General features: G+C 41.7%; 16 protein-coding genes. 8 read left to right on the top strand and 8 right to left on the bottom strand.

The window, feature by feature from the left end:
- Window positions 1-3: 3 nt before the first annotated feature.
- Window positions 4-1173 carry an efflux RND transporter periplasmic adaptor subunit gene (locus R7E29_RS00135; protein WP_054577001.1) on the bottom strand — a complete coding sequence of 390 codons (1170 nt, stop codon included), beginning with the start codon at window positions 1171-1173 and terminating at the stop codon, window positions 4-6.
- A 378-nt stretch (window positions 1174-1551) separates the two neighbouring features.
- On the opposite strand from R7E29_RS00135, the gene R7E29_RS00130 reads away from it, so the two are divergent.
- Together R7E29_RS00130 and R7E29_RS00125 are read left to right on the top strand one after the other, a co-directional pair.
- On the top strand, window positions 1552-2475 hold the full coding sequence (locus R7E29_RS00130; protein WP_005377321.1) for a LysR family transcriptional regulator: 924 nt from the start codon (window positions 1552-1554) through the stop codon (window positions 2473-2475).
- 140 nt (window positions 2476-2615) lie between these two features.
- Complete coding sequence (locus tag R7E29_RS00125; protein WP_017634771.1) at window positions 2616-3590, top strand: porin; 975 nt, start codon at window positions 2616-2618, stop codon at window positions 3588-3590.
- 609 nt (window positions 3591-4199) lie between these two features.
- Here the strand turns inward: R7E29_RS00125 and R7E29_RS00120 are convergent.
- A complete protein-coding gene (locus R7E29_RS00120; RefSeq protein WP_005377323.1) occupies window positions 4200-4544 on the bottom strand; it encodes a DUF3316 domain-containing protein in 345 nt (114 codons plus the stop codon).
- 461 nt (window positions 4545-5005) lie between these two features.
- Between R7E29_RS00120 and R7E29_RS00115 the strand changes: the two genes are divergently transcribed.
- From R7E29_RS00115 to R7E29_RS00100, 4 genes are all read left to right on the top strand, one after another.
- Complete coding sequence (locus tag R7E29_RS00115) at window positions 5006-5794, top strand: transporter substrate-binding domain-containing protein (protein ID WP_005377324.1); 789 nt, start codon at window positions 5006-5008, stop codon at window positions 5792-5794.
- 135 nt (window positions 5795-5929) lie between these two features.
- Window positions 5930-6877 carry an amino acid ABC transporter permease gene (locus R7E29_RS00110; protein WP_005377325.1) on the top strand — a complete coding sequence of 316 codons (948 nt, stop codon included), beginning with the start codon at window positions 5930-5932 and terminating at the stop codon, window positions 6875-6877.
- 14 nt (window positions 6878-6891) lie between these two features.
- A complete protein-coding gene (locus tag R7E29_RS00105) occupies window positions 6892-7626 on the top strand; it encodes an amino acid ABC transporter ATP-binding protein (RefSeq protein WP_005377326.1) in 735 nt (244 codons plus the stop codon).
- Window positions 7627-7902: 276 nt separating this feature from the next.
- A complete protein-coding gene (locus tag R7E29_RS00100; RefSeq protein ID WP_054577002.1) occupies window positions 7903-8805 on the top strand; it encodes a homocysteine S-methyltransferase family protein in 903 nt (300 codons plus the stop codon).
- A 147-nt stretch (window positions 8806-8952) separates the two neighbouring features.
- Here the strand turns inward: R7E29_RS00100 and R7E29_RS00095 are convergent, their stop codons facing one another.
- A complete protein-coding gene (locus R7E29_RS00095; protein WP_054577003.1) occupies window positions 8953-9945 on the bottom strand; it encodes a zinc-binding dehydrogenase in 993 nt (330 codons plus the stop codon).
- Window positions 9946-10291: 346 nt separating this feature from the next.
- Between R7E29_RS00095 and R7E29_RS00090 the strand changes: the two genes are divergently transcribed.
- Window positions 10292-11365 (top strand): permease, encoded by a 1074-nt coding sequence (locus tag R7E29_RS00090; protein WP_238939341.1) that lies wholly within the window; start codon window positions 10292-10294, stop codon window positions 11363-11365.
- A 98-nt stretch (window positions 11366-11463) separates the two neighbouring features.
- Here R7E29_RS00090 and R7E29_RS00085 read toward each other — a convergent pair whose 3' ends face one another.
- Both R7E29_RS00085 and R7E29_RS00080 read right to left on the bottom strand, forming a co-directional pair.
- Complete coding sequence (locus tag R7E29_RS00085) at window positions 11464-12225, bottom strand: transporter substrate-binding domain-containing protein (protein ID WP_017635959.1); 762 nt, start codon at window positions 12223-12225, stop codon at window positions 11464-11466.
- 120 nt (window positions 12226-12345) lie between these two features.
- Window positions 12346-12864, bottom strand: a complete 519-nt coding sequence (locus R7E29_RS00080; protein ID WP_054577005.1) for a cysteine hydrolase family protein — start codon at window positions 12862-12864, stop codon at window positions 12346-12348.
- Window positions 12865-12984: 120 nt separating this feature from the next.
- Here R7E29_RS00080 and R7E29_RS00075 point away from each other — a divergent pair, with 120 nt between their 5' ends.
- Window positions 12985-13896, top strand: coding sequence for a GlxA family transcriptional regulator (locus R7E29_RS00075; RefSeq protein WP_054577006.1), 912 nt, complete (start codon window positions 12985-12987; stop codon window positions 13894-13896).
- Window positions 13897-14101: 205 nt separating this feature from the next.
- Here the strand turns inward: R7E29_RS00075 and R7E29_RS00070 are convergent, their stop codons facing one another.
- The 3 genes from R7E29_RS00070 to R7E29_RS00060 all read right to left on the bottom strand — a co-directional run bounded on the left by R7E29_RS00070 (window position 14102) and on the right by R7E29_RS00060 (window position 16994).
- Window positions 14102-15151 carry an alcohol dehydrogenase family protein gene (locus R7E29_RS00070; RefSeq protein ID WP_054577007.1) on the bottom strand — a complete coding sequence of 350 codons (1050 nt, stop codon included), beginning with the start codon at window positions 15149-15151 and terminating at the stop codon, window positions 14102-14104.
- The gene (locus R7E29_RS00065; protein WP_031777252.1) at window positions 15148-15669 is read right to left on the bottom strand and encodes a TetR/AcrR family transcriptional regulator; all 522 of its coding nucleotides are present in this window, start codon (window positions 15667-15669) and stop codon (window positions 15148-15150) included. Before R7E29_RS00065 ends, R7E29_RS00070 begins: the two co-directional genes overlap by 4 nt.
- A 143-nt stretch (window positions 15670-15812) precedes the next feature.
- Entirely contained in the window at window positions 15813-16994 is a 1182-nt protein-coding gene (locus tag R7E29_RS00060; protein ID WP_017635963.1) for an MFS transporter, read from the bottom strand.
- Between the last annotated feature and the right edge of the window lie 153 nt (window positions 16995-17147).

The following is a 17147-nucleotide window of genomic DNA, read 5'->3' as shown; positions in this document are numbered from 1 at the left end:
TTCTTAGTCTTGAGCTAAACGTTTGTTTGGCAACGATGTTGAGTTTGAAGCCATAATCAATGAAGTGTTGCTAATATCTAGCGTGACATTTTTTGGTGTGACTTTGCTATTTGGGCCAACTTTTGCTGGGCCATTTACCGCAATAACTGAGTCGGCGTTCAAGCCATTCTCGATGGCACGAAATGTTCCGTAACGTTCGCCTAAGGTTACGATGCTGTATTGCAACGTATTCTCTTCATTGAGTGTTAATACAAAGCGGTTTTCTAGATCTGTGCCAATAGAACGCTCTGGAACGAGAACTCGTTCAACTGGTTTGGTTGTTGATATCTGAACTCGGCCAAACGATCCCACTTTTAAGTTTGATTTTGTTGCATCGAATACCGCTCGAACCTGCAAAGTACCGGTGTTTTCGTTGATGGAGTTGTCGACAAAGTCAACGCGTCCAAAAAACTCTTGCCCATTTTGTCCAGATAGTTCAAGACGAGTAGGTAAGTTAGAGTCGGCATTGATTGTCGAGAAGTAACGGTTCCAAGTTCGCTCATCGACATCAAAGTATGCATATACCTGATCGTTAGAGACAATGTTTGATATAACGCTTTGATTTGCGTTTACATTGTTTCCTTTAGTAATGAATGCTCTTGAAATAGTGCCGCTAATAGGGGCATATATCTTCGTAAACTCAAGATCTAACTTTGCGGATTCTAACTGAGCACGCAAAGCCATTAGTTCTGCAGAGCGTTGTTTTACTGCGGTATCTCGGGCCTCTGCTTGTTCCGCTGAGATGGCTTTTCGCTTAACCAGTTGAGCGGCTCTCTTTTGTTCGTTTGCTGCTTGCTCTAGCGCAGCTCGAGCACTCTTAACTTGCGCTTCAAGTCGTGAGACCTGAGCTTTGAAGGTTCGATCATCAAGAGTGACGAGTAAGTCACCTTTGTTGACACTCTGTCCGTCTTTGAATTCTACCGTTTCAATAACTCCGGAAACGCGTGGCATTAAAGAAACTTTCTCTGGGGCTTGAAGCCTTGTTGTAAAGGTGAACCACGATTGAACGGGCTCATAGATGACTTTGGAGACGTCTATCGTAGGTAAGGGAGTATTAGGTTGTTTGGTTATCTCTTCGTCTGCACAAGCAGCTAAAACGGATAAAAGGCCAATGCCGAAAACTTTCTTTAACATTTGTCGCGCCCTAAATGATTCTGTTCATACTAAAAGGAACGGCATTGTATTCATTGTACCTATGGGTAAATAGGCCCTCAGCGAACATAGAGTAGTGATAAAAATGCACGATTAAATATTGGTCAAAATGCTCACTTTTTGGTTTGAAAAAGGTCAGTTTAGGGTTTTAAAGACGTGGAGTATTGTTAAATGTAATAAGCCATAATAGATAGGAATAACTAAACAGAAGCTAAAGATAGCGACGAAAATTAAAGCTTTTTTAATTCGTGCATTATTTGCAATTCACTGATGCAATTTGAACCATAAAAAATTGAAATTAATTTTGTAAAATCCATTTCCCATCACATAAAGAATAAAAACTAAATAAGGAATTGTGCAGTGGATCTCGCAAGCCAACTTGAATTACTACTGGATGTCTCTGAATACGGAACTTTTGCTAAGGCTGCTGACAGAAATCATATAGATCGTTCAGCTTTGTCAAAACAGATCAAAAAGCTAGAGGATGAATTGGGCTTACGGCTGTTAAACCGTTCCACGCGTTCGCTATCCCTGACCAATGCTGGTGTTGAGATGGTGGCGCAAGCTAAGAAAGTAAGAGAGGTTCTAACTGAAACTCGTAGTATTGCTGCTACATTTCAGGATGAACCGAAAGGTAATCTGAAAATATCAAGCTCCACTTTCTTTGGCAGAGCATACTTAAATCAGGCAGTTAAAGAGTTTATAAAACAGTACCCAAACATTACTGTAGAGCTGCTGCTCGATGATAATCGAGTCGATGTTATCCATGAAGGTTTTGATGTTGTGTTTCGTATCGGACCAATCCGAGAGTCCAACATGATAGTACGTAAGTTGGCAAGCAATAATATGGCACTGGTTGCATCGAAGAGTTTTATTGACAAGTATGGAACCCCGAGCTCTCCAGAAGAGCTTATAAAAATGCCAGCAGTAATATACTCTAATGCTAACTTTAAGGCAGATAAGCTACGTATAGCGCCAAGCCAGTCATCAAGCGACGTTAGAACGTATAATATCAATGGGCAGTACTTCGTGAATGAAACTGAGTTAATGCTCGATGCCGTAAAATCTGATCTAGGGTATGCTTTAATAGGGCAGTTCTTTCTTCAGGAGAGTTTGAGTAAACAAGATCTTGTACAGTTGCTTCCTGATTATAATCTTCCCGCAATAGGGGAAATATATGCAATGTATACTCACCGAAATCAACAACCATTAGCCAAACTGTTCATTGATACTGTTCAAAAAATAATAGGGACGCCTCCTGTTTGGATGGATTATCTCAACTAATATGAGTACTAGGACATAATGTTTTAGATTGAGGGCTTGTTTATATTTATCCATAGAATATGGTTGAATTTGCACTTTAAAAATAATTGCCACTGTTCATAATTTCACTCGATTCAAACAACACAAGTAGTGGTAATTAAATGAAAATGACAAGAACGTCGATCGCAATCGCAGCACTTTTCTCTGCAAGTGCTGCAAATTCAGCCGTAGTTTATGAAGATCAAGAATCAGTGTTAAATATTCATGGCCGAGCGCAAGGGATGTATTATTTCTCTGATGATAAAAATGCTGACGGAGATAATAGCTACATTCGTGTAGGACTTTCAGGTGAGTCTAAAATAAATGAAGATCTTTATGCCTTCGGCTTATATGAGTTGGAATTTAAGTCTAATCGCAGAGATGCTGATGGGATTGAAGATGATGAATTTGATATCCGAAAAGGCTATGTAGGAGTTGGTGCAGATTACGGAACAGTAAGTTATGGACGTCAATACGGTGCGGTCACTTTAGTATCTGATTACACGGATATTTTCCCGGAGTTTGGTAATGAAGCTGCTGGCGTAAGTGCGGATCTATATGGTACCGGTCGCTCCGATTCAGTATTTAAGCTAACGACAAGCTATGAAGGTTTGAATATTCATGTTAGCTATCAGGCTGAAAACGATGAAGTGTCAACAGATGCAGCTTCTTATGGTGCGGCGGCGGACTACAAGTTGCCATATGGCTTCAAAGTTGCGCTTGGTTACAACGAAGGTGAAGGGCAATCGGGTGCAGAAGATGCAGAGCTGCTAACGGGTGCTATTGCATTTGAATACGACAAGTTTTATGCCTCTGTTTTATACAGTGATGGTGAAAACTGGGCTAAAGATGGTTCTGAAAGTAATATTGATTACACCGGTATTGAAGCAGTTGCCACTTATGAAATAACAGATAAGCTTTGGGCACTTGTTGGCTATAACAATCTAGAGCGTGATGATGAAGACGTCGTCGATTACTACTCACTAGGTGCAGAGTACGATTTGACTTCTAATTTTAAAGCACTAGCAGAATACAGAATTACAGATGTAGACAATGAAGACGATATTCTTGCAATAGCTGCGAGATATTCATTCTAAAAAATTAATAAATATAAAAAGCCTGAAACTATTTTCAGGCTTTTTTATTTATCGGTGTAATTTTATAAGTGCTGATTTTCATCCATATATAATGGATTATATTGATCGTTACTTGTTAAAGTGTTTTGGATATAATTGTTTTGTTAGCTAGTCCACTGCTAGTTTTCATTTTCATATTTTTTGAATGATGATTTTTTTCTTTGGCAACAAGAAGTATCTTGTTGCCTTTTTTATTTTTACGTCTTATGGTTAATTAAAACAAAAAGAGTTTTTTATATATTGCTATAAACGAGAAAAATATAACGACAATTGTCAATCTTAGGTTGAGTTAATCTTCATAAAAAAGTGAACTCAATTTCAAGGGTCTTTTTCATTTAAGTGATGTGGAATCCATATGGCGAACCAAGTGAATGATAAAGCGCCAAACGACGAAATGTATCTCAATGAAGATTGGAAAAATTATTTTTATGTAAACGATAGAGGTAGGGATTGATACTGTTTATGTAAGGAGAGAGCGATTTATGAAAAGCCGTCGTTTCAATGTGATTAGACACCTTTACTTTCTTAAAATAGGAAGGGCTCTAAGAAAGTAAAGGTGCAGATGATTTTTTAGTTTTTACCGCCGTCACTTGTTCTGAAGTGATAATCGAAGTTTATGATTGCACGATATTTAACTTCATCACGGTTAAGTGCGTATTCTTCAACTCTCACCTTACTATCATCGATTGCAATATCACGAGGGAAACCGCTTCCAATGATGTTTAGACGATTTCTAAGTTCATGTTTTGATAGCGTTTGGTATTCATCGACAAGATCAAACGCAGAGCTATAAGCGGCATCTTTTGTCGTAAAGTCATTGAGAACAACTTTGTTTGTAGAGTGTTCGACATGAATACCAGCAGTAGCAGATAAACTGAATAATAATAGTGATGAGAGCGTCATTAGTTTTTTCATATAGTCACCTTTTTATTTGTATTACAAAGTCAAGATGTCCAACGAATCCTTGTTAATATCTCTCGACAAAGGTGATAGTGCCACTATAGAAATGTGCTGTACATCACATTTGTGACCATTGACTATGGAAGAATTGTCAACAATAAAACTCAAGCACTTTTGACATTACGGTCAATGTGAAAAAGCGAATATCTGTATGGTTTCGTTAATAATTAAACCACTCTCGGAAACGCTGACTATTCAGTCAAAGCGTATGTTTCTTGTCGTTATAGTGACCTGCCTACAGCTCAATCACTTAATGCATGCAATTCAATTGCAATGCCTTGGTATAGATTTTCATTCAGATCTTCCGTCTTAGTGACGATTCTACAAACTCTAGTGATTAAAAAGTCATTATTTGTGGTTTTTTATTCTATTGTCGTGTATAAAAAAACTTTACAACAAATGATAAAGGAATATCCATGAAAAAGTTATTGTGTTTTGCTGCACTGGGGTTAGCTGTTTCGACGACGGTTAATGCAGACCCAATTTTAGACGACATCAAAAGTACAGGGGAGCTAAAAGTCTGTTTTGATTCTGGGTATATGCCTTTTGAAATGACAGCAAAAAATGGGCAGTACATCGGGTTTGATATCGATTTGGGTAAGCAAATGGCGCGTGCCATGGATGTTAAGTTTGTTCCGGTAAACACTTCATGGGATGGCATTATCCCAACACTGTTGACTGGTAAGTGTCACATGATTATGGGCGGGATGACTATCACACCTATGCGAAATACTCAGGTGAATTTCGCTGATCCCTATGTGGTTATTGGTCAATCCATTCTCGTAGATCTCAAACATGAAGGTAAAGTGTCTAGTTACCGAGATCTCAATAGTCCAGAATATGTTGTTGCAACTAAGCTTGGGACAACGGGTGAGCAAGCGGTAAAACGATACCTTCCGAAAGCTAAGATAAATCTATACGAAACTCAGTCTGAAGCGGTACTTGAGGTTGCCAACGGAAAGGTAGATGCGTTTGTTTATGACTTTCCTTACAACTCTATTTATGTGGCGGAAAACAAAGGGCAGTTAATGCACTTGGCTAAACCGTTTACTTACGAGCCTTTGGGTTGGGCTGTGCCGCAAGGAAATCCAGATACGCTTAACTTCTTAAACAACTATTTACGTCAAATTAAGGGCGATGGAACTTACGATCGCATTTACGATAAGTGGTTTAACGACGATAAATGGTTAAAGCAAGTTAAGTAATCATTTTGTTATTGTAGAGGAGCGGCTAGCTTCTGGCTCGGTTCATCGCCAACCAAACGGTTCGCGCTGTGAAGCTAACGCTTTTCTTTATTCAAATACCCAACCAACTTTAATCAAAGTCATTCTCGGAATCACATGCAAAATAACTTTAAATCCCTATTGTGGAACGCTGTTTTTGTTCTTGTTTTGCTATCAATTTGCGGTCTTGTCTATCTGTCAGGTAAGCGAATCGATTACAGCTGGAATTGGGAGCGTGTCCTTCCTTATATTGCCACTAACGCTGCTTCATCCATTACCGCGCCTGTCGATGGGAACATCATTCTCGACGAGAATAACCAACTGGCTCTGGAGAGTATTCATGGTGATATTGTTCTTGAACTAAGCCAATATAAGTCTGTGGACGTCTATGAAGGTGATCTTATTTTTGAAGGAGATACCTTAGCAACTATAAAAGAGTGGCGCTCTGGCCCAATTTTAGATGGTGTTGTGACGACCATTAAAATCTCACTCTGGTCACTTATCATTGCTCTAGCGTTAGGCTTAGTTGTTGGACTAATGCGCATATCCAGCAATCCGGCATTAAAAAAGCTGGCGCTTGTTTATGTCGAGGTCATTCGTGGAACGCCTCTTTTAGTACAGATTTTTATCGTTTACTTCTTTATTGGTACTGTGCTTGACCTTGAGCGTTTTACTGCGGGAGTGATAGCGCTCTCCGTGTTTACCGCCGCTTATGTCGCAGAAATTGTGCGGTCAGGAATCCAGTCAATCCCAAGAGGACAAATGGAAGCGGCGCGTTCACTAGGAATGAATTATCCCAAAGCGATGATTTATGTCATTTTACCTCAAGCGTTTAAGCAGACATTACCTCCCTTAGCCGGGCAGTTTATCAACCTGATAAAAGATTCCTCACTTGTCTCCGTGATTTCGATTACTGATCTGACAAAAGCGGGCAGGGAAGTCGTAAGTGGTAGTTTTGCCCCATTTGAAGTTTGGTTTACCGTAGCGGCCCTTTATTTGCTTCTGACTAGTACCTTATCTTGGGCAATACAAACGTTAGAAAAGAAATTGGCAGCAAGTGATTAATGGTGGAGTCATTAATGGAATACATTATTTCAGCAAAAACAATTAATAAAATTTACCCTAATGGCTGCCATGCGCTCAAGGACGTATCGGTAAATGTAGAAAAAGGGGAAGTGATTGTCATCGTAGGACCGTCAGGTTCTGGTAAGTCAACATTCTTACGGACGATTAATCAATTAGAGACAATAAATAGTGGGTCTATAATCGTAGATGGTATCGATATGTACCACAAATCTACGGATATCAATAAACTACGCGCTGATGTGGGCATGGTATTTCAAGGCTTCAACCTTTTTCCACATAAAACGGCGATAGAGAACGTCATGTTGGCACCTTTAAAGGTTTCTAAACGTGACCCTGAATCGGTGAAGAAAGAAGCAAAAGATTTGCTTTATAAAGTTGGTCTGTCGGAGAGAATGGATAATTATCCTAATCATTTATCAGGCGGACAGCAGCAGCGCGTCGCAATCGCTCGTGCGTTAGCAATGAAGCCCAACATTATGTTGTTTGATGAACCCACATCAGCACTAGACCCTGAAATGGTTGGAGAAGTTCTTGATGTGATGAAAGATTTGGCCAAGGACGGAATGACCATGGTCGTGGTTACTCATGAAATGGGTTTCGCAAAAGAGGTCGCTGATAGGGTGTTGTTTATGGAAGATGGTGAGCTTTTGGTTTCTGACTCTCCTGAGCGATTTTTTGATAACCCCTCCAATCCTAGATTACAGAAGTTTTTATCTAAGGTCTTATAATAAAAAGAAAATTTGATTGAGGGTTAGTCCCTCAATCACTTCATGCACTATTGTGGCTCGTAACGCCCGCCTCGCCGAGAGACATAGATAATGGGCTTTTTACTCGAAGTTAATGGCGATAACATTATCTTGGTCCGAATGAAAGGTCTGGTAAATACTAGAGTGTTTAATCAGCCATTAAGTTTTTGTTCACTTTAAACATAACAATTTCATTTTGAATTGATAAAAATTGTGTTTGAATAAAGCTTATGGATGTTTGGCGGTATGGATGTCTAAATGAAGAAAGTAACAATTTTAGATGGTGGCATGGGGCGAGAGTTAAAACGTATTGGCGCCCCTTTTTCTCAGCCGCTTTGGAGTGCACAAGCGCTAATTGAATCACCACAATATGTAAAAATGGCACATGAGAATTTCATAGACGCTGGCGCAGAGATTATCACTGTCAACAGTTATGCATGTGTTCCATTTCACTTAGGCGAGGAACTCTATGCAAAACGGGGGACTGAGTTAGCAAAATCTGCAGCCAAAATTGCAAGAGATGTAGTCACCAGCTCTAACGATAGAGTGCTCGTTGCGGGTTCTCTTCCTCCTGTAATGGGGTCTTACAGGCCTGAATTATTCGAGCCGAAAAGGGCACTGGAAGTGGCTTCTGAGTTATTTGAAGCTCAAGATCAATATGTTGATATTTGGTTAGCTGAGACCGTGTCTAGCCTCGCTGAAGTTGAAGTTCTATCAATAATTTTAGCCAAAACAGATAAGCCCAATTATCTTGCTTTCACCTTAATGGATGAGCCTAACTCTTTGGCTCGCCTTCGCTCAGGGGAATCTCTTAAAGTCGCGGTTAATACGCTGTTGAAAACAAATGTTTCAGGTATCTTTTTCAATTGCTCTATTCCTGAAGTTGTCGAGCAAGCGATCATAGATACACAAGCAGTATTGAGTGAGTCAGGTAGAGAATTGACGATAGGTGCTTTCGCAAATAGCTTTGCTCCGATAAAGCAAGCGCACCAAGCCAACGAGACCATTCAGGAAGTTCGCCATTTCTCTCCGACTGAATATCTTGAGTATGCTAAAAAGTGGCATGCGCAGGGAGCAAGCATTATTGGTGGTTGCTGTGGGATTGAACCACGTCATATTAAATTGCTAGCGGCTTGGAGAGACACTCTCGAAAACGCCTAATTTTGGTGAAGTGCAGGGAAGCATGACAAGAGATTTTGTTTTTCATTCATCGTTATAGATAAAATAAAAGTCTTTCGTATCTGGCAAAGTAACAAGATGCTTTAACTTGCTCATTACTTTGCCAGTGTGCCTCGAGATTTTTATTAATTATTTTTGGTTCAGATTAACGACAATCTTTCCAACTGTTCTCTGATTTCGCATGTCCAAGAGTGCGTTACCTACATCCTCTAAGCCGATGATCTTCAGTTTCGGTACTTCCAATTCTCCATTTTCTAATAGCTCAGACACTTCCTTTCCGGCATTAACGATACTTGCAAACCCTCTCTCGCCAAAGACATGACCAGAGCCCAAACTTATTTGGTGGAAGCCCAAGCCTTTTAAGAAGGCATCTGGATATTGAGAAGGGTCGACAGTCTTGACGAGCTCCACCATTTCTCCCTCAAAGGTTAACACCGAGGCTGCAATTCGGTCGTTATCACCGCCTACACAATCGAGTGCAACCTCAACGCCATGATTTCCGGTAATGTCCATTACTCGTTGAACTACATCTTCATGATGATAATCAATCGTATGGGTTGCTCCTAACGAGGACAAATATGCGTGATTAGCTTCTGAACTAGTAGAAATGATCTGTTCAACACCAAATGTCTTTGCTAACTGAATAGCAAAGCTTCCAACGCCGCCAGCACCTCCGGCGATAAAAATGCTGCTTCGATTTGAAATATCGAGCTTGTCTACCAAAGCGCGATATGCGGTCCAGGCTGCGCAAGGTGTAGATGCTGCTACTTCAACCGGAACCTGAGGGTGCTTTATAAGCGTTCTTGAATCATGGATAGCAAATTCAGCGAATCCTCCGTGATGGCGTCTCATGTTTCCGTGATACAACACTTTATCGCCAACCTTCCAATCAACGACCGCATCGCCTACAGAGACTATTTCTCCTGATACGTCTAACCCGCCAACAAAATTGTTATCCATGTTAGTGACCATGTCTGACCAATAACGAATTTTTGCATCGACAGGATTCAAACCAACAGCGTTAACTTTAACCAATACATCAAATTGGGTTTCTAGTTTTGGTGTAGGTAATTCGGATAAAGAGAAAGTATCGTTATCTCGTTGGTAAGTTATCGCTCTCATAGGTTTTCCTTATTATTAAGAATGGTCGAAAGTCATACTAACTCAGAGGGTGCTGCTGCAATAATTATGGTTTTTTCTTATTTTGATAATTTTAGGTTATGTTTGATAAAAAGGATTCGAGATGCTCTGAAATTATCATAGACAACCAGTCTGCATAGCTAACGACATGTAACTTTATGATAAGTAATGACTAGTTTTATTATTCCATTTTTATGGAAATATTCTGTTGATTTTTTGTTTTGTGATTCTATAATTCCAGAAATATCGAAATAAAGACTTGTCTATCAGGTAAGCTTGTTAGCGAAAAATGACGAGGAGAGTAAATGTGAATACAGAAATTATAACTATGGCTAAAGAAGCGCTGGATATGTTTGCGTTTCTAGCAACCGAACTTATCATCTTATTTCTGGCAATTAGCTACATTGTCGGTGTGTTGCAAGATTTTCTAACGCCAGAAAAAATTCAATCTATTCTCAGCTCGAAAAAGGGTAAAGGTTACTTCATTGCTGCGTTGCTAGGTTCGATTACGCCTTTCTGTTCGTGTTCGACCATTCCTTTCTTAAAAGGCTTGTTGCGTGCAAGAGCTGGTTTTGGACCTATGATGGTGTTCTTATTTGCAAGCCCGTTGCTTAACCCAGTGATTATTGGTTTGTTTGTGGTGACTTTTGGTTGGAAAGTTGCGGTATTTTACTTTGCTATCGCGATGTCAGTATCAGTGGTAGCAGGCTATGTACTTGAAAAACTAGGGTTTGAACGTTACGTCAAACCAGAAGCATATCAAGCGGTAGGTTCTTCTTCGTGCGGTACTTCTTGTGGCGATTCAAGCAAGAAAAAAGAAGAAGCGAGACCAGCATCAAGCTGTGATACCAGCGCCTGCAATGAACCTACGCCAGTTGCGGCGAAAACATCTTGTTGTGGTGATGCACCAAAACCTGAACCTAAAGTGGAAGTGTCTTGCTGTTCATCTGGCGGTAGTGCAACAGCGACAGTCGTGGAAGAGAAAGAGCCTAGCCGCTGGGTACGTATTTGGCAATCAACTTGGAAAGACTTTAAGCAAGTGTTCCCTTATCTCATGATGGGCATTGCGATTGGTTCATTTATCTATGGCTTCATCCCGACGGAGTTCATTGCGGAGTTCGCTGGTGAAGCGAAGTGGTACGCGATTCCGGTCGCAGCAATCATTGGTATTCCATTGTACATCCGTGCAGAGGCGGTCATTCCACTTAGCGCGGCACTAGTACAAAAAGGTATGGCTCTTGGATCTGTTATGGCGCTTATTATTGGTAGTGCTGGCGCAAGTCTTACAGAAGTGATTTTGTTGAAATCAATTTTTAAGAACCAAATGATCGCTGCCTTCCTAATCGTTATCTTAACGATGGCCATGGGAGCGGGTTACTTATATACGTGGGCTTTTTTATAAAAATAACCCTCGGGCGACTGCTCGAGGGCTCTGTTTTTGTCGCCATATAGGGAAAGGGAAGTTTCCTATACCGCGCAGGCTATAAAAAGATAAAGAGGTTACTCGTAAATACTATAGGAGAAATACTTGCTGGCGATGGTTTTATGCTTACCGCTTTGGATCAATTTTTGTATTCCGCTATCGAGTAATGCTTTTAATTCTTTGTCTTGTTTTCTCACTGCTACGCCAATGCCACGGCCGAACCACTTTTCCTCTGTAAACGCTGGTCCAGTAAAGTGATAGCCTTCACCTTGTGCAGTTTCAAGAAAACCAGCACTTAAACCGATTGAGCCGCCAAATACAGCATCTAACCGTCCATTGAGTAGATCGGTAAATGCCTCATCGAACGTACCATAACGACGAATATCAATATCTGGATACAAGGCAGAAAGGTACTTATCACCAATTGTGGCTCTTTGAACTCCAATAGATAAACGATTTAGGCTGCCGTCCTCCATGTTGATTTCTCTATCATTTTTCATTACAAAACGAGTCGGTACTTTTGCATAAGGGACGGTGAAATCGACTTTCTTTTCTCGTTCTTCTGTGATTGTCATTGCAGCAATAATCGCATCGTTCTTGCGACTAAGAAGAGAAGGGATGATGCCATCCCAATCCATTTTTGAGATAACGCACTTTACTTCTAACTCTTTGCATAACGCGTTAGCGAGGTCGACCTCAAACCCTTCTAGCTTTCCCTCTTTTGTCGTCCAGCTAAATGGAGGGTAAGCCCCTTCAACAGTGAAGCGAATTTGTTTCCACTCTTTCGCATGGCTGAAAACTGAAAATAAGCTAATAAACAATACGACTATCCATTTCATAAATGTTTCCTTGTAACTATTTGGAAACCAATGTTTAACACAAAGTAAGCAAATATCAATGAAAGTGCATATATGTGTGACCTTTCGCCCGCATTGTGTGAGCGAAAGGTTTTACGTGTATTACAGCTTATCTTCAATAGTTACGAGGGGAACTCTCGTTGAGACAGCGTGAAGTGCAATGTTGTGAATCATTTCATCGACCGTGGTACAGCTATCCATTAAGATCGAAACATCATACTTGTCCGCAGATTTTGAGATAGCAGTATGTGTGACGCAGTTTTGTGTCATCATTCCGCATACAAGTAACTCCGTTACATTTTTGCTTGCCAATACTTCTTCTAAACGTGTTCCTTCAAAGCTATCTGCGAAGTGCTTTACCACGATTTCGGAATTCGGCGCTAAAGCAAGAACTTCTGGGTGAATATTGGCACCGTCGCTGCCTTCATTGAAGAATGGGGCAATGCCCATGTCAGGATCGGCAATATGCTGAATATGAATCACAGGAATGTTTTGCTCATTGGCTTTAGTTATTGCTCTCTTAACATTGTCTAAAGTTGATTCTGTATTCCATAAAGGAAACTTTCCTTCTGGGAAATAGTCGTTTTGCAAATCAATTACAAGTAGGGCTTTTTGAGTCATTTTCTTTTCCTTTTATTCAGGATCATTGCGGTACGAATAATATAAAGACTTTTAGCTACCTTCTTTAGAGTCCAAAATGACACAAAAGAGTCAAAAAGCGACACTTGAAGATAATTGAAAATGAAAATAGCACTCGTTAATTACCCAGATAGCTCGCAAGCCTCCGTATATGGTTTAAGCGAACTCTTCGAGATGGCAAACCGTGCGGCGGCTAAATTGGGCGTTGATGTGCACTTTGAAGTAGAGATATTGGCTCACTGGTCAAACACGCACTTCGATGTGAAAACAGCGGTAATGATTCCGCCTAGCGGCACTGGTCAATATTACTTAGAACCAGAGCCAGAGCTACTCGACTGGTTAAATATCCAATATAGTAAAGGTGCGATTTTAGCCTCCGCCTGCGCCGGTACTTTTATTCTTGCTCAAACCCAGTTGTTGACCAATAAGTCTTGTACGACACACTGGGGCTTGGCTCCTTCATTAGCGAGTCAGTTTCCCGATATCCACGTAAGACAAGAAGCCATCCTTATTAACGAAGGAACGATCATTACGGCTGGGGGTATGATGTCATGGGTGGATTTAGGTTTGGAGCTGGTTTCCTTATTTGCGTCACCGGCAGTAATGCGCCTGTTAGGCAAAATGTTGGTTATTGATACTGGTCCGAGAGAGCAACGCTTTTATCAACAGTTTACCCCAAACTTCCAACATGGTGATGAGGTAATTGTTCAACTACAGCACTATATAAACGATCATTATCAAGGAAAACTGAGCAATAAAGAGCTTGCAGAGTTGAGTTGTTTAACAGAAAGGACATTGCAGCGACGCTTTAAAAAGGCGACAGGTTTCAATGTTAACCAATACATACAAAGCTTAAGAGTACAAAAAGCTTGTGATTTACTTGAGTCGACAACCCTAACATTTGACGCAATATCATTTAGAGTGGGTTACCAAGATGTGAGCGCGTTCAGGAAAATATTTAATAGAATCGTAGGGTTAACACCGAAGTCGTTCAGATCTCGGTTCTGTTCATGAACGCCAGAAGTAAGATAATGTTGGTATTAAACATTTATAACTCAGAAGCAAACACCGCATATTTTTACAAGCTGGCTTAGCGTGATGAAAAGGGATAACAAGCTAAGCCAACCGTAGCGATCTTCTAAATATTGAGAACTTTTTAGGATGCTTAAAGGTTTCTCAAATTACAACGACTTGTATAGGCCGCTGTTAATCACAAAAGCTATGTGATTTCCAAAACCAGTTTCCCAGTATGTTGCTTGCGTGAAAATACTTCTTGCGCTTGACCTATCTGGTTCAAGGGAAATGACTCCGCGACTAAGGGACGAATTGCGTTCTGTTCGATATAGCGAACCAAGTTACCGAATACTTCTGGTGCCAAAACGGTACAACCAAATAACGCTAGGTCTTTAAGGTAAAGAGTTCTTACATCCAGCTCGACAATTGGGCCGCCTATGGCGCCGGAAACAGCGTATCTTGATCCTGGTTTTAGTACCTGAAGAAATTGTGGCCACTGCTCTCCTGCGACCAGATCAATCACTACGTCAACGCTGTTTTCTCCGAGAGTCGCCGTCAAATTTGCATCGCGAGGGATAACTTGGTTTGCTCCTAATGCCGTGATCTGTTCTTTCTTTTCTGGGCTGGCGATAGCAATGACGTATGCTCCACGCGCCTTCGCCAGTTGGATTGCGGCAGAGCCAACACCACCGGATGCCCCTGAAATCAGTACGGTATCGCTCGCTGTGACATTAGAGCGGACAAGCATGTTCTCGGCAGTTGAATAAGAACAAGGGAAGGAGGCCAAATCGATATCCGATAAACTACTATTCACAGCATATGCATGTTTACTGTCAACAACAGTGAACTGAGCAAAGCCACCATCACATTCTGAACCGAAGTACCAAGGCGAACTAAGTGCTTGACTGTGGAAGCGCGTAATACATGGTTCGATAAGCACACGCTGGCCGATTCGTGATGGGCAGATATTCTCACCAACAGCGACGATGGTACCGCATACATCGGCACCTTGGATTCGAGGGAGAGATAGCGCGTCTCCTGACCAACTTGCATCCATGCTATTGGCGTCGTTTTTAGAATACCATGCTGTTCGGGTATTGATGTCGGTGTTATTGACTCCGGCGGCGGCAACTTGGATCAATACATCATCAGGCGAGGGGACTGGCACAGGTAGATCATCGCGGTAACGAAGCATATCTGGCCCACCATGACCGATAAGTTGGACGCCTTTCATGACTTTCGGGATTGTGGTCATTGATTGTTCTCCTTCATTAGTTCTAGCAGAGTGTGTTCAGCGGATGCAAAGGCAGCGTGACCGAGAACCGGCCATGCGTTGGATAGACCTTCATGTAACAAGAAGAGTGTGGTTGCGAGGTCTTCTCGCTGACTTAGTTGGACCATAAGCTGACGAACCGCCAATTTGTGTTGTTTTACTGCTTGATTAATAGATAGATTTTCTGGATAGGCTGCTAATGCATTGATGGACATGCAGCCATTCGGTGCAAACTCCTTCATCCAATCCTCGAGGCGAGTGAATAGGTGTAATACAGCCGGTGTTCCATTGGCAGGGGCGTCTTCGAGCAAAAAACTCAAATACCTTTGATGGCGATGCTCGAGAGCTGCAACAATCATCGCTTCCTTGGAGGGGTAGTATTTGTACAGGGTTCTCAGGCTGACTTCGCAGGCGTTTTTGAGTTGAGGTACGCTCGGCTCGGCGAAGCCATACTGACTGAATGCTTTTTCTAGGCTTGCTGCGATTTTTTCTTTCACTATTTGACATACCAGGTAGAACGTTTGTTTTACCTAAGGGTAGAATAAACTTTCTACCTCAGTCAATGGTGTATTTAAACTCTGTATTGAAAGCCCGACGTAATGCCGGGCTAACTTAAGTGATTTTTATCGATTCGGAACGTGAATCAGTGTGCCGTTGCGTGCTGCTCTCCACGCTTGTCTAGCATTCCGCTGAAACGGGTTAGTAGTAGAGCACCTAATACTACGATCGCGCCAATCCAAGGTGTGTGCATCAGCCCAGCATTGGCCACGATAAGGCCACCGCCCCAAGAACCCAGTGCAATACCTACGTTAAATGCAGCAATGTTGAGACCAGAAGCGACGTCGACTGCATCAGGTGAATATTTCTCTGCTAGTTTGACAACATAAACTTGAAGTCCTGGAACGTTACCAAAGGCAAAGGCACCCCAGACAAGAATGGTCACTACTGCAGAAATTGGATTAAATGCTGTGACACTAAACACGAGCAATACCACAATTAGGCCCGAGAAAATCGCTGTCAGAGCTTTGATTGGCCCCATAGAGTCGGCCATCTTTCCGCCCCAGATGTTGCCGAATGCGACCGATACACCATAAACCAACATAATTAGGCTGATAGCGCTAGAGCCAAACCCCGAAACTTCTTCCAAAATAGGAGCCAAGTAAGTGAAGGCTGTGAACGTACCACCGTAACCGAGCGCGGTGATTGCGTACACCAAAAGTAGACGAGGCTGAGTCAAGACTTTTACTTGCGATGACAGCTTGGTTGCTGGTGGTTGTTTCAGATTACTCGGCACTAGTAGAGCGCTTCCTATCAGTGCGATGATTCCAAGGATCGCGACGATTAGGAAGGTTGCCTGCCAACCAAATGTCTGGCCAATCCAGGTTCCAAGTGGCACGCCCGTCACTAGAGCTACGGTCAGACCGGTAAACATAATAGCAATTGCGCTAGCGGCTTTTTCTTTTGACACTAGGCCAGTGGCGATAGTCGAGCCGATCGAAAAGAACACACCGTGTGCAAGCCCGGTCAGTATCCTTGCTGTAACTAGTGTGTTGTATCCAGGTGCTTGCCAGGCTAACAGATTGCCAAGAACAAACAGTGCCATAACAGAAAGCAGAACGTACTTTCTTTTCCAGTTACCAGTCAGCGCTGTTAAAACGGGAGCACCAACCGCAACACCAAGTGCGTACAGGCTAACTAAAAGACCCGCTGAAGGTAATGATACGTTGAGGTCGGAGGCCATAGTCGGTATCAGACCGACAATTACAAACTCCGTGGTTCCAATAGCAAAGGCGCTAAGCGTCAATGCAAGTAAAGCTAAAGGCATAACAACTCTCTCTTATAATCATTGAATATGAATGGATAAACGAATAGCCCGTTTCCATGTCGTGTATTATTAAAGAGTTATTCGTTGCGAAAAATGGTGTTTATTACAAAATACTTTTGTTATAAATGATGAAAGTGCGCAGTTAAGAAAGGG

Origin of the sequence: Vibrio sp. Vb1729 (assembly GCF_033338655.1) — a bacterium.
GTDB lineage: Bacteria > Pseudomonadota > Gammaproteobacteria > Enterobacterales > Vibrionaceae > Vibrio > Vibrio alginolyticus.
Note: the sequence above shows the minus strand (reverse complement) of the source record. Positions and strands in the feature narration are given on the sequence as shown.

Excerpts from the sequence above, each read along its gene's own strand:
- R7E29_RS00125 (WP_017634771.1), top strand. The coding sequence starts at position 2,616 with ATGAAAATGACAAGAACGTCGATCGCAATCGCAGCACTTTTCTCTGCA.
- R7E29_RS00075 (WP_054577006.1), top strand. The coding sequence starts at position 12,985 with ATGAAAATAGCACTCGTTAATTACCCAGATAGCTCGCAAGCCTCCGTA.
- R7E29_RS00135 (WP_054577001.1), bottom strand. The coding sequence starts at position 1,173 with ATGTTAAAGAAAGTTTTCGGCATTGGCCTTTTATCCGTTTTAGCTGCT.
- R7E29_RS00095 (WP_054577003.1), bottom strand. The coding sequence starts at position 9,945 with ATGAGAGCGATAACTTACCAACGAGATAACGATACTTTCTCTTTATCC.
- R7E29_RS00115 (WP_005377324.1), top strand. The coding sequence starts at position 5,006 with ATGAAAAAGTTATTGTGTTTTGCTGCACTGGGGTTAGCTGTTTCGACG.
- R7E29_RS00060 (WP_017635963.1), bottom strand. The coding sequence starts at position 16,994 with ATGCCTTTAGCTTTACTTGCATTGACGCTTAGCGCCTTTGCTATTGGA.
- R7E29_RS00110 (WP_005377325.1), top strand. The coding sequence starts at position 5,930 with ATGCAAAATAACTTTAAATCCCTATTGTGGAACGCTGTTTTTGTTCTT.
- R7E29_RS00100 (WP_054577002.1), top strand. The coding sequence starts at position 7,903 with ATGAAGAAAGTAACAATTTTAGATGGTGGCATGGGGCGAGAGTTAAAA.
- R7E29_RS00090 (WP_238939341.1), top strand. The coding sequence starts at position 10,292 with ATGGCTAAAGAAGCGCTGGATATGTTTGCGTTTCTAGCAACCGAACTT.
- R7E29_RS00070 (WP_054577007.1), bottom strand. The coding sequence starts at position 15,151 with ATGACCACAATCCCGAAAGTCATGAAAGGCGTCCAACTTATCGGTCAT.
- R7E29_RS00085 (WP_017635959.1), bottom strand. The coding sequence starts at position 12,225 with ATGAAATGGATAGTCGTATTGTTTATTAGCTTATTTTCAGTTTTCAGC.
- R7E29_RS00120 (WP_005377323.1), bottom strand. The coding sequence starts at position 4,544 with ATGAAAAAACTAATGACGCTCTCATCACTATTATTATTCAGTTTATCT.
- R7E29_RS00105 (WP_005377326.1), top strand. The coding sequence starts at position 6,892 with ATGGAATACATTATTTCAGCAAAAACAATTAATAAAATTTACCCTAAT.
- R7E29_RS00080 (WP_054577005.1), bottom strand. The coding sequence starts at position 12,864 with ATGACTCAAAAAGCCCTACTTGTAATTGATTTGCAAAACGACTATTTC.